Below are 14,517 nucleotides of genomic sequence, written 5' to 3' on the forward strand. Positions count from 1 at the left end.
CATGCGCCCGCCCGTATTATAATTCTCAGCATTTTGCATAACTCGAATCCTGCCGCTCACGGGATTTATGCGAAATGCTCTTCACTATATATAAAACATCCCGCAGTAATCTGACCGGATCAGATCGCTTGCGGGATGTTTGGGCGTTGTCCCTGAACGGGGCCAATGTATATTAATATTTTTATCCACGGAGCAGAGATTCCGCACCATCCACATAGATTCGTGTACCTGTAACATGAGAGGCTTCATCGGAAGCGAGGAACAGAACAAGGTTCGCCACTTGTTTCGACGTTCCAGGTTCGCCCTTAAGCGGATGCTCATGACCCTCAGGGAATTCAACAGGAATCTGTACTTCTTTCAGATCATCCGACGGGTAGGTGTTATCATCAATGTTGGTATCGATGGCTCCTGGGCAGACCGCGTTAACACGGATATTATAACGAGCCAGCTCCAGTGCAGCCATCTTCGTAAACGCAGTTTGTCCCGCTTTGCTGGAAGCGTATGCAGAGAATCCGATTCCTGAGAAGACCCGGTTACCGTTGATGGAACTGGTGATTATGATGCTGCCACCATGTTCTTTCAGATGGGGGATGGCATATTTGACAGTTGCGAAGGTTCCGCGCATATTGATCTCCATCGTCTGGTCCCAGTCTTCAATTTCCATCGTTTCAATCGGGGCCATCGTTCCGTTAATGCCAGCATTCGCAAATATGATATCCAGTTTACCCGCTTCAGCCGCAGCCTGATCGATTGCCTTTTGCACATTATCCGGTTTGGAGATATCACACTCGATCACATACGCTTCTCCGCCAGCCTTTTCAATCGTCTGTTTTGTTTCCTCTGCATTTTCGGGTGTACGATCCAGCATGTACACTTTGGCTCCATGCTCAGCGAAACGAATAGCGGTAGCCTGACCAATTCCCGATCCACCTCCTGTTACAATCGCCACTTTGCCTTCCAAACGTAGTTCAGTCATCTCTGATCCCTCCATGAGTTAGATTATCGTTGTACGCTCTACTTCTAACATACCCGGCTCAAGACTGGTGAATCATATGTGTCTATATCAAAAAGAACAGGACCGCAATGCGGCCCTGTTCAGTGAGCAGATCATCTTCATGATCTGTCTGCTGTAATATTATTTTGGCATGTGTGATAGGAGACGCCCTTAGGTCATGCCTTGGTTTACTTATGTTTCTTCCAGTCCATAGCGCTGTTATTGAGCAAATATTCGAAGTCGTTATCCCGGCGCTTCTGCTCCGCTTGGCGAGCTTCTTCTGCTCGCTGACGTTCCTGCTCTTTAAGTGCTGCCTCGGCAGCCTTTGCCTCATCCGCCTGAGCTTTCAGCTTCTCCAGCACATCACTGCTAAGCAGATCCTTCAGTGTTGTGGGTTTATCCTGTGCTACTGCTGCTTTGGGAGCAGGGGGGCGTTTTTTGGATTTTGCCATAGGAAAATCTCCTTTCCAAACATGAATCAGGTTCCATTTATCGTACAGTAGTCATAGTATATCAGGTTCCCGTAATGCATTCCATGAAACTGCGGAACAAAAGCAGGAATACGAGGGATGCGTGGCGAATGAATTCGGGTATAAAATCATATACTATTACCGATACTGCGACTATTCCCTGGAGAAAGGAGTCGTTGTTCGTGGAAGTAAACCGTGGTTTACTGAAAGGGCTTGCATGGGGTGTTGCCTTTAGCTGCCCGTTATGGATTGCGATTATCGGCTGGTTACGTTTGATGGGATGGATGTATTGAGGATGATGCCGGAAGAGGTCATTTTATATAAAGTCAGAAATGTAACCGCTATCATTAAAATCAATAAATAAAGCTCTGCCTTGCGAATTTCGCACAGGACAGAGCTTTTGTTTGTTCATTAAGGCATTTTTACCGGTTCTGGATATTCCAGACCATGGGTGTCTACCGTAACTTTTTTCATAACTTGATCCGTAACCGGTTTGTCACCTTCACCAATTTCCTGAGCAGCGATACCATCAACAACGTCCATACCTTCGGTCACTTTACCAAAAGTAGCATATGCATTATCCAAATAATCCGCATCTGCTAACATGATGAAGAATTGGGAGCCTGCGGAATCAAGATTATCCGACTTACGTGCCATCGATATGATTCCCCGTGTATGATTCAGGTGGTTTTTGTGACCGTTGGATGTAAACTCCCCTTTGATCGTATAACCTGGCCCACCTGAGCCGTTGCCATTTGGATCGCCACCCTGAATCATGAAGCCCGGAATGACCCGGTGAAAGATTAGGCCATCATAGAACCCTTTATTTGCAAGGGAGATAAAATTATACACCGTATTGGGCGCAATCTCGGGATAGAGCTCAATGATAATCTTCTGTCCATTGGCCATTTCAATGGTAGCCACGGGGTTCGGACCTTCAGGTGCGGCTGGAACCGGCGTTTGCTCGGAACTGGACGCAGGGCGCCCGCAACCACTAATGACGATAAGCAGCATCGCAAGAACGAGCGATATTGCGGTTGTTTTTTTCCACCGTAAAGACATGAAAACGTTCCTCCTTGCATCTCTGCATCATATATTTTCTCCAATCATATTTGGATATTTACCCAACTATCATACCGTTTTTGTGGACAGAATGGCAATGTAATACGTGTGGTTATGGTGAACAAGGGATGGCCTTCATGGAATGATGGGTGTAAAATAAGGAAAATGCTTCCGCATCGGGGACGTACGGGTCTGTTCCGTCCGCTCCAATACACGGCAGTCCCGACGTCAGTAACGGAAAGGGCGTGCGGGTATATGGACTTCTCGTGGAAGCGAAATCTGGTCATATTGTGGATTGGTGTATTTTTTTGCAGCACGGCGTATTCGATCTCGATTCCATTTCTGCCCTTGTTTCTAAGTGCTGACTTGGGGGTTCGTGATCACCTGGAGTTATGGTCAGGACTGGCCTTCGGCATTACGTTTCTCGCGAGTGCGCTCGTGTCTCCGTTCTGGGGATCACTGGCTGATAAATACGGGAGAAAACCCATGCTCATCCGGTCAGGATACAGCCTTGCCGTCTTGTATTTCATCAATTATTTCGTGCAGGACCCCTATTCGCTGATTGTTGTTCGATTGTTTCAGGGTTTGCTTGCAGGATTTGTTCCAGCAGCGATTGCCCTGGTAGGCACGAATACACCTGAAGAGAAGACCGGTTATGCACTAGGTATTATGTCTACTGCAGGAGCCACTGGTGGTATTATTGGACCGTTAATTGGTGGCGTGGTGAGTCATTATTATGGCAACCGGAATGCATTTTTGTTTTCGGCTATTGTTGTATTAGTCTCAGCAATCATCGCAACCTTCTGGGTAAAAGAAGAGAACTTCAACCGGAATAAAGCTCGTTCCCACGTCATGGATGATATTCGTGAAGCGAGAGCAAATCGTTTGTTTATGACGGTGCTTGGCATGATGGGCATATGTACATTCTCCGTCATGATTCTGGAGCCACTATTAACGGTCTATGTGATGGAAATGGGCGTTCAGCCGGATCGTGCCTCACTCAGCTCGGGTATTATTTTCTCGGCGGTAGGTGTAGCAACAGTCATCATGGCACCGCGCTGGGGCAAGATTGGTTCAAGGATTGGATACGGTAAAGTGTTGATCATTGGACTGGTTGGTGGGGCTGTAGGGAACCTTCTGCAGTTCTTCACAACAGGGTATATCGGATTTGGCATATTGCGGTTTGTGTATGGTTTATTCTTTGCAGCTGTATTTCCGGCAATTAACGCCATGATTGTGCAGACTACCGCATCGAATTTCAGGGGAAGGGCATTTAGCTTGAATCAGTCTGCTGCCCAAATTGGGACGATGGCGGGGCCGATCATTGGTGGTGCTCTCGGTGGCTGGCTGCCGATACGCTGGATATTTATTATTAATGGAGTGGCATTGATCATCACTGCGATTGTAGCGAAATGGTCAGGATTGGATCACAAACTGCCCGTGGCAAGTAAGGTTTCCGCTAAGCGGTGATGCCGAATTGCAAAGAGAAAGTGAACTTACAGGTAACAAAAAAGATGACGCTGTGAAATTACAGACGTCATCTTTTTTAAGTCTACTACGGATCTATATAAGTTAGTCATCCGAAGAGGGCTTACGAGAAGCCTTCTCTTTAGGAATGGCATGCTCGACCGCATCACGTTGATCCTCATCCTCAAGCGCTTCGGGGAAGGAGTCCTCAGTGAACAGTCCGAAGTCCGGGTCAATATCCCGTTCGGTCACGAGATTATCTGGTTCATGCACATGCTTTTGGCGATCTTCCTTCATCGTGTATGCACCTCCTCATTCAGGATGTCATAACAGCCGTTAATGTCGCGGTGGAATGTCATTCTCTGGTTTGGCATCCGCACCAGCACCATTAAGCAGATCGGTACCATGCAGCGCATCCGGATCGGGTGCAGCAGGATCAACCGGACTGTTTGGTTGCAGAAGATCTGCATCCGGTACAGATTCCAGCGGTGTCTCAGCCAAACGTGAATCCAATTCCGGCTCGTCCACAGCGGTTGCGGCTACGGGTGCCAGATCCGAATTTTCCGTTACAATCCGTCTGCCGGAAACTTCATCAAAGGTATCCATATCGCCTTCCGGGACTTCCGTCTCTGGCGGAATATCGCGGGACCTCTGATAACGGTCATAATAGCGGTCGCTCTCTTCGTTACTAATTGGCTTGTCAGACATGAAGTAACACTTCCTTTCATTGTCGGTTGTCCAAAGCTTCTTACCCCGTATTTACCCCAAGCGCTAGTGTTGTAATCTTGCACAGGTTATTATCTCCGGGTGTTCGCTACGATATGAATGCTTTAGAATTTGGGGAATACATATTTAACCAAGAAGTATAAGAATCCGAAAAAGATAATGATATATGCGGCATATTTAATAAATGTGGAAGCGACCATACTTGAATCCGATTTATGCTGAACATCCTTATGTTCCACCTCAACCGTACGATGTGGCTCATTCATTGTAATCATCTCCTTAGCGTGTTTGTTTGCTTTGAGAAACCATTACACCTGGAGCAAAGGATTGAATCTCAGCCACCGTTTTTACAGCTTTTCCTGTTTTGCCTATGTTATGATGAAGCTTGAATATGTAAGGGAGGGATTTCATGTGGACTGGTTCACACTGGGCAATATGATCACACGCATCCGTATCGGGCAAAAGGCGTCCACACCCGGGTTCTCCCGTACCGTCATCCGTCGTCCGGATGGTTTGTTTTGGGTAGGCGGTATATGGTCCGGGCAAGTTGTCCAGTTGCGGGATTTCCTTTTTTCCGACATATGGACCATCTATGATGATGAGGAGACAGAGCAGTGGCTTGAATTTCGCAGTCAAGTTGAACAGAAAGAACGGGAAATGATAGTGAACCAGTTCGAAGACTTGCGTGATTAATCGGATAACTTTAACAATAAAATGGAAATAAGACTATAAATCGACTTAAATGTGAAATTTCATTTTATCTCAAGAAGGTGACGTGACAAACGGTGGCGAATGATAAATGAGAGAATCTAAGATAGGGAAAATTAGAACTTTGAGGTGCTGTGAATGAAAAATGTGCCCAAAGCTATCGTCATCTTATGGATGAGTGTATTGATTATTCTAGGCATGCCACATGGGATAGTCTTTGCAACTACAGGAGTGGTTCAGCAACCTGTATCCATTACAGGATGGGAAGTAAAATGGGGGAACGTCGACGATCAAGGTTTCATCAGTGAGGTTAAGGGAGCAGACGAGATATGGGAAAAGCAGGGCAGCGATAAGTTAGAGTATAGCAATATGGATCGATCTAATTCCTTATGGACGCGCCTGACCATCCCTGAATTGAGTGAGGAAAGTTCAGCCATTCGATTTGAGAACATTAAAGGCAATCATATTGTTATCTATTTGGAAGACCGCAAGGTCTACGAGAACTACCATTACAATTATGATAATAATGCTGTGTTGCTGCCCTTATCCAGCGAAAATTCAGGTGACACGCTCTATGTATGGTCGCAAAATGAGAAAGGTCGTTTGGGGATACAAGGTACGGTTCAGGTTGGACCTTATGCCGCGTTACAGGAGAAATATATTCATAACGGACTTATTGATGTCATTTTGGGCGCGACCTTTGTTTTCACAGCGATTACGATGCTGAGTTGTACGTTCTTCCTTGGCAAGTTCCATAAGGGATTATGGATCTCGTTATGTATCGTGATGGGTTCCATCGGCACGATGATCATCACGTACTCGCAATTTTTGTATACGTTCTATCAGGTATATGGTGACCTGTATTCCGTAGTCTTTGATCTGGCGATGCTGCTGGGTATGCCAGCGCTATGTTATTTTTTTGAACAGATCATTGGACCAGGACTACATGGAATCTTCACCAAACTGCGAAAAATACTATTCATATATTCTGTTATCGCTGTGTTCTCTCTATTTATCTATGTTACTTCAGGTGGGCAATGGGAGATCCTCTACAATCTGCTCGTACAGCGTGTGGTTGGCATTGTGTTGGTCATTCTGCTGACAATCCTGTTGGTGGGTACCATCGCCAAAGCGCTGCAACGAAATCGGGAAGCTATGCTGCTTGCGACGGGATTCGGTACATTTGCCTTGATCAGTGTGGCTGAACTGTTGTGGTATTATCAGCGGAGTGGGACGTATCATCTGTTATGGTGGAAATGGTCCATGGTTGCATTTGTGATCTCGTTGATTGCCATTCTCGGAAGTCGTTTTGCCGAAAAACATACCAAAGTTCTAGAGTATTCCAAGGAACTGGAGCTATTCAACAATGAGTTGCAGCGATCCGAAAAGATGGAGATTATTAGTGAATTGGCCGCTTCCGTTGCCCATGAAGTACGTAATCCACTTCAGGTGACAAGAGGGTTCCTGCAACTTATGACGGAACAGGAAGACAACAAAAATAAGGGGTATGTGCGAATTGCACTGGAAGAACTTGATCGGGCTTCGGGCATCATAACGGATTTTCTTACCTTTGCCAAACCTGAGTTTGACCATATTATCTCGCTCAATATCTCGGATGAATTCAATCATATTGAAGGTATTCTTGTACCGATGGCTAATCTGGAAGGTGGTAAAATCACCACTGACATTCCGCCAGATCTATATATTCGAGGCAATTCCTCGAAGTTCAAGCAGGCTTTTATCAACATTATCAAGAACAGTATTGAAGCTCTGCAGGGACAAGGCCAGATTGATATCTGGGCGTACAAGCAGGATGGAATGATCAAGGTGCATGTGAGGGATAACGGAGAAGGAATGGACGAGGAAGCACTGTCCCGGTTAGGCGAGCCCTATTTCTCCAATAAAATCAAAGGCACAGGCCTAGGCATGATGGTGACATTCCGAATTGTTGAAGCCATGCAAGGACAGATCATCTTTACAAGCACCAAAGGGGTAGGAACAGAAGCGGTTGTATCTTTTGCCGAGTTCGTCGATTGACGAACTCACAGAAGGATACAGCAGCTTTTTTTGTTCCTACCCCTAATTTCTTACATTACCAATAACTCACCCGGTTTAACTTCTCCAAGGTCCGCAATTCACATCATAGTTTACTTTGGAAGGATTGGGAGGTATGACAAGCACATAGTCATTCTGTTGCTCCTCAACGGTACGCACCTGAATGTGCTCCGGGATTATGATACCGAAAGCTTCACGAAGCGCCTGCTTCGGATTGGAGTGCAATTGTTGTCTGAAGTGCTCGTCAGTCCAAGCCTTTTCAATAATATCCTCATGCAACGTTTTCTCTGATACCATCATCGTCAACATTCCCTTCATATTTAAAATTAAACTGAATCAGCTTGGTTCTTATGTTCAGAATCCCAACTGTTGCTCGCTAATCCAGTGATGAAACCCGCCTTGGAGGAGCCGTTTCTTCCGTTGTGTAATGTCCTGAATAGCTTGTACTAAAGTGCTGCATAAGTAAGAATTAAACGCCTCAAGATGCGATATTCCTAAGTTAGACGATGTTATTGTACGATTATAGTGATAAGCAATGTCTACGTAAGAGTTCATGAGTTGTGTATTGCATACATTGTCATGTATACGTTCGCTTAGAGGATGAACTGGATAGTTGTGATTCAGTGCTGCGGATATGTGGGAGAGGTAGCTGTTGTAGTTTCCATGCACAGCATCTTGTTGCATGTCTGTGAAGTCATCGGTCATCTGGAGTGTCATGAGTGTGATGTTGATGGCAGAACACACCGAAATAATCCGGTCGGAATGATTCAGCAGAAGGAGTGCACCAGTAGCTCCAATGAGCAGAGGGGCAGCCTTTTGCGCAATCAACAAGGGATTCTGTTGGAAATAATCAATGGAGTGCTCACCCGTAACACTCACGGCCCATTCCACTACATATTGTCTGAAATAAATCCAGAACGTGGAGGAAGGATCGAATAATTCCGAGTAAGATTGAAGCGCATCCATGTAATATAGATTACCCAGGGATAACTTCAATGTGGCATTCTCGGGTTGTTCATCCATCACGTCGTCCTGATTCAGAAAATATAACATATGGATGAGGCAGGCTGTACTTAATTGGTGTGCTTTCTCTGGGGGTAGTTTATCTGAGTGTTGCATCCAAAGTGGAATGATGTACCCGATGTAGCTGTGTCCCGAATCTCGTAACAGTGGATTAACCGAATGAAGCTGCTCTAATGCATGTCCTGACAAGGGTTCGGGATATTCCCGTACGAGTTGTTCCGCTGAAGCAAACACAACCTCCAGATCGGATCTAAACGGATCTAACCAATCTCTTCGCATCGTTACATCTCGTCCTTCCTGCGATAAGGTGATTCAGGACTGTTCAACTAGATCATGAAGTTATATTCAGTATAGCGGAAATAAACTGAAAAAAATAGGATTTTTTGTGATCAATTGTGAGAAAAATGATGACTTTTTGTATTTTATGGCATAAAAAAGTGGATTTTAGGCTCAAACTAGGAAGGCACAGGATTTCCACAAGGGAAAGGCGGCAGAAAAATGAATTTGAAATGGAAAACATGGATGGCAGCCGGATTGGCAGCCGTAGTCATAACAGCAGCAACAGGACATGTAGCTTTCGCTGATTCAACGGTTCGTGCTGAGGAACATGACGATGCGTCAAAAGTTTCTTCCTCCGCCAAACCAGCGAAGCCATGCATGCAGGCAGGACACGGTCTGTTCATGATTGGTGAAACAGCAGACTTGCTTGGGATTGGACTTCGGGATCTGAAAGAACAGATGGAACTTGGCAAGACGTTGTCCCAGATTGCCAAAGAGCGTAAGGGTCTTAGTGAGGAGCAGTTATTGCAGAAGTTGAAGCCTACACTTGCACAGCGTCTGGATCAAGCTGTAGATGAGGGGTGCCTCACCAAGGAACAAGCTGCGGCCACGAAGGCGGACATGGATAACAAGTTAAAAAAGGTCATTAATACCCCACTGCGTGACTTGCGGCGTGAATTTGCCCACCATGGCAAACGTTCCATGGTAGATAAGGGAGAAATTGCCCGGTTTATTGGAGTCACCCCTGCTCAACTGCACGAGCAGCTTCAGGGAGGGAAATCCCTGGCTGAGATTGCTCAGGCAAAAGGCATTAGCGAAACGCAGCTGGTGGACAAGCTGAAGGAACAATTAACGGGTGACCTGAAGAGGTTTGTGAATCAGAAGGGCAACGTGCATCCAGCCCCGGGTCCCCAGGAACCTGTTCCTGGACGATCAACTTCGAGCGAAGTGAAATAAAGAAAAGCGTCTCCGTGAGGGGACGCTTTTCTTTATTTTAAAACGGCTCACTCGTTCCCGGACTACGGGTGTGGCCGGGTGACGGAGTTCGCTCAGGTGTAATTCTTTTGTCCACAGCAACTGATGGATGGGGGGTTGAACGTGGTTTGCGCATTAACCCTACCGTGAAGCGGGAGCCAGGAAGCTTGGATAATGCCCAACTGATTGCAAGCGCAATACCAACTGTTGCAAGGAACGATAGCAACGTTATAGGCAGATGCCATCCACTGAGTTGCAGTGGTCTGGTTACGTAAGCGATCCCGTAGATCACCAGTGCATGAACCAGATATCCACCAAATGAATAACGGCCAATCCAGGCTAAGAGCCGCTGAAACCGTGTATCTTTGCTCCGCATCAGTACAAGGAAACCATACATCATCAACATCTGAGCCATAATGATCAGGAATGTGGTTGGTTTCAGATAGGTGGAGATATTCAGATTCACAACATCCCCGGACCCACGCAGTACATCGTAACCAAGCCAAATATACATCCCTGCAAACAGACAGATCGTCCATGGCAGTATCTTCGTGGTCCAACTCCTCCAGCTATCCACTGACCAAGCACATACGGCACCCAGTAAAAAGTAGAACCAGTACATCACCCATGAATAGGAGCGATATTGCAGCAACGTTGACCAAGGCTCAGATATGGATTCTGTCAAGCCCCCCATATTATAGTAGGACCATTTCATAAGCAGGGCATATAGTGCCGCTGCAAAGAGAATTAGCCCAATAATGACTTGCATGGGCGTGAAACGTGAGGCGTTCTGGATACGTCTCTGAATGGCTTTCGCTCCCGCCAAAAACAGGGGGAACAGAATATAGAACTGAAACACCATAATGACAAACCAGAGATGATATCCTGTCTGCGGGACAAACAGTTCACGAATCAGACTGCGAAAATCCGGTATGCCTGCAAGCCAGAATGCGGGGTTGAAGATACGGACAGAAAGCCAATAGATCAGTGTCCATACGACAAACGGCATATAGATATCGCCAAATCGCTTTCGAATGAAGCGAGGATAGTCCGGTTTGGTGTTCCGGTGATGGTAAAACAACATTACACCCGATAAAAATACAAACGTTGGCGTACCAAATCGAGTCAGATGATAAATCATGGTCAGCATAATGGAATCCGGTTGTTCAATATCGGCGCGATAGATATACTCAGCGATATTATGCTGCATGACAATTGCCAGAAAGGCCATGCCCCGCAGCTCGGTCCATTCCGCTATTCGCGGTTTCTTCACATTGTAATCCTCCCTCCAAGAACCAGAGTTCATCATATAAGGGTACCTGTTGAACATTAAGGCTGCATTAAATGGAGAAAATAGGTACAAAAAAAGACGGCTTGGGCCGTCTTTCTTGATATAACACTGAGACATACGTTGTTCAATATCGCTGTATTTTCATGCCTGTTATTTTCAGTTCTGTTCGTCTGATGATGGAGACTCCGAGGACGCGGCATCTTCTTCAAACAGTTTCTGGATGTAGGACTGGAGTTTGGTTACATCGACACCCAGCACCTGAGCTGAGCCGACCAGTACATTGGTGAGCAGCTTGTTCGGTGGAATCTGCTGCTGATCGATATCGTTCACATGGATATCGAAGCCAAGTGATGCGAGTTTTAACATCTGGGTTGGGCTAAGGTCTGTCTCAATATAGGGAGCGATCGCTTCCAGGATATCCGGGATTTTGAAGAGCGACGTGGTGCTCTGCATTTTCTTGGCCAGCTCGGTCATGAAGATCCGCTGTCGTTCGGTACGGGTAAAATCCGAGGTGGCATCATGCCGGAATCGAACATATTGCAGGGCGGTCTTGCCGTCCATATGCTGCAATCCTTTTTTCAAGTCAATGTCGTACATATGTTTATCTGCTTTACTGGTGTAATACATGTCTTTCTCCACATCAATCTCAATACCACCTACCGCATCAACGAGAGCCATGAAACCTGTAAAGTCTGTGTAGACATAATGCTGAATGGGAATACCGAGCAGATCACTGACGGTTTGTTTGGTCAGCTCCGCACCCCCGTAGGAAAAGGCTGCATTAAGTCTGCTTTTGCCATGCCCTGGAATGGCTACATAGGTATCTCGCAATATGGAGAATAGATGGGCTTTCTTGGTGACCGGATCAATGGAAGCGACCATGACCGAATCTGAGCGTCCTGCATCATCACCTCTTGAGTCTCCACCAAGCAACAGAATGTTCACCCGTTCCTGGCCCTCCCATCTGGGAATCGTCGTAGTGGGTGTGTCTGAATCGTTGTCTGTGCCGGAGGAGGACGAGTTGGATGAAGTCCCGGAAGCGGTTGAGATGCTATTGGCAAAATGAACAATCGAATATCCGTAATATACAACGACACCTGTAACAGCAATTGCCAGGGTCAGGGCTGTACCCCATAACCATTTTTTAAGCATAATCTTCACCTTTCTATGATTGAACTGATATGTAACCCAAACTAGTTTAACAAAAAGAAAGCGAAATGTCCTCTTTGATTTCGTAAATTCGGTCAATGTGAGGATTGTTCGACAAATAGTTGGTGTATATTTATTATGTAAAAATTAATCCGTCGAAACAGCATTACAACCCGCAATTATACCAAGTCGGTTCCCAACTTTATCATTAACATACACCGACATGTTTTTCGATAGCAATTGAAAGCAATGTGTGGCGAAGTTACATGAAATTTATAGAGATTGAATTCTAACATCTACAATTCATGACTACAGGTGACGATATATTATAAATATGTACTATTTTGAGGAGTGGGACACATGGAAGACACGCGGGGGAATATGATGGGGAAATTGAAGTTAACGATTCGAGGCAAGTTACTGACTGGTTTTCTGATAGTTGTGGCTTTGTTAATTATTGTAAGCAGCTATGCACTAATTCAGATCCATGAAATGTCAGACAAAGCCAATGACGTGGATCAGACCTGGATGCCGAGTGTAAGTCTGCTGGGTAAGATGAACGGTGATATTTCTGATGTAGAGCGCTTGGCACTGGCCATCATCGTTGAGCAGAATGAAGATGAAACAGCCAAGTTGAATGAAGCGTTACAGTTGCTCCTCACCAAGATGGAGGATGAGCGTAAACAGTTGCTAACGTACATTGCAGGCAACGAAGCAGCGCTTAAGATTTACAATGAGGATTTCAGTACGAATTATGATGCTTATGTGGCGAAAATGCCAGCATTTATCGAATTTGGTTTGAAGAACAATTTTGAAGATTCCAGTCGTCTACATACGGAGGCGTATACCTTGTGGTATACAGCAAATGACGCGCTTGTTAAGTTAATTGACTTGGGGAATGAAGGATCAGACGCGGCAACGAATGAATCTGTTGAGATGGCGGAAAATACATTTAATGTGATTTTGGCAGTGACGATTTTTGCATTCCTGGTAGCTGTATTTATTGCCTTCTTCATTGCAAGCATCATTTCACGTCCAATCAAAAAGATGAATGAAGCGGCCATGGCTATTGCCAATGGTGATCTGACGGGTGAGACGATTATGCTCAAGAACAAAGACGAATTGGGAACGCTCGCGGCTTCCTTCAATACCATGAGTGGCAATTTGCGCTCCATGATTGAATCGGTATCGATGACTTCCGAACAGGTGGCCGCTTCATCGGAGGAGCTTCTTGCGAGTGCGGAGCAGAATACCCAAGCCTCGGAACAGATTTCCCAAACGGTCGAAGAACTGGCTGTAGGTACGTCTGATCAAGTTGATATTGTGAAGCGCTCTTCACAGGCCATGAATGAGATGGCTCTCGGATCAGAGCAGATTGCCGAGCTTGCTCAGAGTGTATCGGTGTCTGCTGTAGATGCGGCGAATCAATCTTCTGAAGGAAACATGATCATTCAACAAGCTGTCGAACAGATGGGTTCTGTTCGCAATTCCATTGCTTCGCTGACAGAATTGGTTACAGGGCTGGGGGAACGTTCAGCAGAGATTGGTACCATTACCGAGGTAATCAACAACATTGCCCGGCAGACCAATCTGCTTGCACTGAATGCAGCCATTGAAGCCGCGCGAGCAGGAGAGCATGGACGTGGTTTCGCGGTAGTTGCGGGAGAAGTGCGGAAGCTCGCTGAGGAATCTTCCACATCTGCGCAAAAAATTACGGATCTCGTTCAATTGATTCAGAAAGATACGGATCATGCTGTTCAGGCAGTCAAAGTGAACAGCAGTGAGACGGAAGCAGGAATCGAGATGGTTACTGCGGCAGGACAAGCGTTCGAGCAGATCTCGGATGCGGTCAACAAAGTAGCGGGTGAAATCCAGGAAGTATCTGCAGGTTCAGAGGAAATGTCGGCGAGTACAACTGAGGTTGTAGGATATGTAAGTCAGATCTCCAATATTGCCGGAGAGGCAGCGGGCGGGGTTCATAATGTATCTGCCGCAACTCAGCAACAGTTGGCTTCCATGGAAGAGATTGCATCATCCGCAGGCTCATTATCCAAAATGGCGGAAGAACTGCAGGAGCAAATTAACAAGTTCAAAGTGTAACTAAGGGCGAGAAGCTGTTTCTCTAACGCGCATATGCGTTAGAGAAACAGCTTTTTTTGTCGCATGACGCAGAGTAGGTCACAACAATGTTATTTCAGAAGTCACCAACGCTTATATAGCTAGTGAAACAAACAGATATAATGGTAATTAATGGTGGAACTTACACTGAAATACACCATGGGGAGGAGCGATATAAACTTGCGGTCCAGAGTAATGCA

At 45.9% G+C, this 14,517-nt stretch carries 15 protein-coding genes; 5 read left to right on the plus strand and 10 right to left on the minus strand.

What is annotated here, in order from left to right:
• Nucleotides 1-181: 181 nt before the first annotated feature.
• From ABTV53_RS05225 to ABTV53_RS05235, 3 genes are all read right to left on the minus strand, one after another.
• The gene (locus ABTV53_RS05225) at nt 182-976 is read right to left on the minus strand and encodes an SDR family oxidoreductase (RefSeq protein WP_433751418.1); all 795 of its coding nucleotides are present in this window, start codon (nt 974-976) and stop codon (nt 182-184) included.
• 206 nt (nt 977-1,182) lie between these two features.
• Nucleotides 1,183-1,446, minus strand: coding sequence for a YqkE family protein (locus tag ABTV53_RS05230; RefSeq protein WP_433751420.1), 264 nt, complete (start codon nt 1,444-1,446; stop codon nt 1,183-1,185).
• A 429-nt stretch (nt 1,447-1,875) separates the two neighbouring features.
• Nucleotides 1,876-2,526 (minus strand): peptidylprolyl isomerase, encoded by a 651-nt coding sequence (locus ABTV53_RS05235; protein ID WP_433751422.1) that lies wholly within the window; start codon nt 2,524-2,526, stop codon nt 1,876-1,878.
• A gap of 255 nt (nt 2,527-2,781) precedes the next feature.
• On the opposite strand from ABTV53_RS05235, the gene ABTV53_RS05240 reads away from it, so the two are divergent.
• Nucleotides 2,782-3,996, plus strand: a complete 1,215-nt coding sequence (locus ABTV53_RS05240; protein WP_433754068.1) for an MFS transporter — start codon at nt 2,782-2,784, stop codon at nt 3,994-3,996.
• Nucleotides 3,997-4,098: 102 nt separating this feature from the next.
• Here ABTV53_RS05240 and ABTV53_RS05245 read toward each other — a convergent pair whose 3' ends face one another.
• The 3 genes from ABTV53_RS05245 to ABTV53_RS05255 all read right to left on the minus strand — a co-directional run bounded on the left by ABTV53_RS05245 (nt 4,099) and on the right by ABTV53_RS05255 (nt 4,985).
• Nucleotides 4,099-4,290, minus strand: coding sequence for a hypothetical protein (locus tag ABTV53_RS05245; RefSeq protein ID WP_036611535.1), 192 nt, complete (start codon nt 4,288-4,290; stop codon nt 4,099-4,101).
• Nucleotides 4,291-4,329: 39 nt separating this feature from the next.
• Nucleotides 4,330-4,701 (minus strand): hypothetical protein, encoded by a 372-nt coding sequence (locus tag ABTV53_RS05250; RefSeq protein WP_433751425.1) that lies wholly within the window; start codon nt 4,699-4,701, stop codon nt 4,330-4,332.
• Nucleotides 4,702-4,823: 122 nt separating this feature from the next.
• Nucleotides 4,824-4,985: a hypothetical protein gene (locus ABTV53_RS05255; RefSeq protein ID WP_017690239.1), complete on the minus strand. Its 162-nt coding sequence runs from the start codon at nt 4,983-4,985 to the stop codon at nt 4,824-4,826.
• Nucleotides 4,986-5,130: 145 nt separating this feature from the next.
• On the opposite strand from ABTV53_RS05255, the gene ABTV53_RS05260 reads away from it, so the two are divergent.
• Both ABTV53_RS05260 and ABTV53_RS05265 read left to right on the plus strand, forming a co-directional pair.
• Nucleotides 5,131-5,412 (plus strand): hypothetical protein, encoded by a 282-nt coding sequence (locus tag ABTV53_RS05260; protein WP_017690238.1) that lies wholly within the window; start codon nt 5,131-5,133, stop codon nt 5,410-5,412.
• A gap of 153 nt (nt 5,413-5,565) precedes the next feature.
• A complete protein-coding gene (locus tag ABTV53_RS05265) occupies nt 5,566-7,464 on the plus strand; it encodes an ATP-binding protein (RefSeq protein ID WP_433751427.1) in 1,899 nt (632 codons plus the stop codon).
• Between the two features lie 75 nt (nt 7,465-7,539).
• On the opposite strand, the gene ABTV53_RS05270 is transcribed toward ABTV53_RS05265, so the two are convergent.
• The gene (locus tag ABTV53_RS05270; protein ID WP_017690236.1) at nt 7,540-7,782 is read right to left on the minus strand and encodes an NHLP leader peptide family RiPP precursor; all 243 of its coding nucleotides are present in this window, start codon (nt 7,780-7,782) and stop codon (nt 7,540-7,542) included.
• Between the two features lie 54 nt (nt 7,783-7,836).
• Nucleotides 7,837-8,784 (minus strand): hypothetical protein, encoded by a 948-nt coding sequence (locus ABTV53_RS05275; RefSeq protein WP_433751429.1) that lies wholly within the window; start codon nt 8,782-8,784, stop codon nt 7,837-7,839.
• A 219-nt stretch (nt 8,785-9,003) separates the two neighbouring features.
• Here ABTV53_RS05275 and ABTV53_RS05280 point away from each other — a divergent pair, with 219 nt between their 5' ends.
• Nucleotides 9,004-9,741, plus strand: a complete 738-nt coding sequence (locus ABTV53_RS05280) for a hypothetical protein (RefSeq protein ID WP_433751431.1) — start codon at nt 9,004-9,006, stop codon at nt 9,739-9,741.
• Nucleotides 9,742-9,778: 37 nt separating this feature from the next.
• Here the strand turns inward: ABTV53_RS05280 and ABTV53_RS05285 are convergent, their stop codons facing one another.
• Nucleotides 9,779-11,032 carry an acyltransferase gene (locus ABTV53_RS05285; RefSeq protein ID WP_433751432.1) on the minus strand — a complete coding sequence of 418 codons (1,254 nt, stop codon included), beginning with the start codon at nt 11,030-11,032 and terminating at the stop codon, nt 9,779-9,781.
• A 174-nt stretch (nt 11,033-11,206) separates the two neighbouring features.
• Nucleotides 11,207-12,202 carry an LCP family protein gene (locus ABTV53_RS05290; protein ID WP_433751434.1) on the minus strand — a complete coding sequence of 332 codons (996 nt, stop codon included), beginning with the start codon at nt 12,200-12,202 and terminating at the stop codon, nt 11,207-11,209.
• 357 nt (nt 12,203-12,559) lie between these two features.
• Here ABTV53_RS05290 and ABTV53_RS05295 point away from each other — a divergent pair, with 357 nt between their 5' ends.
• Entirely contained in the window at nt 12,560-14,299 is a 1,740-nt protein-coding gene (locus ABTV53_RS05295; protein WP_433751436.1) for a methyl-accepting chemotaxis protein, read from the plus strand.
• Nucleotides 14,300-14,517 lie beyond the last annotated feature (218 nt).

It is taken from the genome of Paenibacillus amylolyticus, from assembly GCF_050990605.1.
Lineage (GTDB): Bacteria > Bacillota > Bacilli > Paenibacillales > Paenibacillaceae > Paenibacillus > Paenibacillus amylolyticus_H.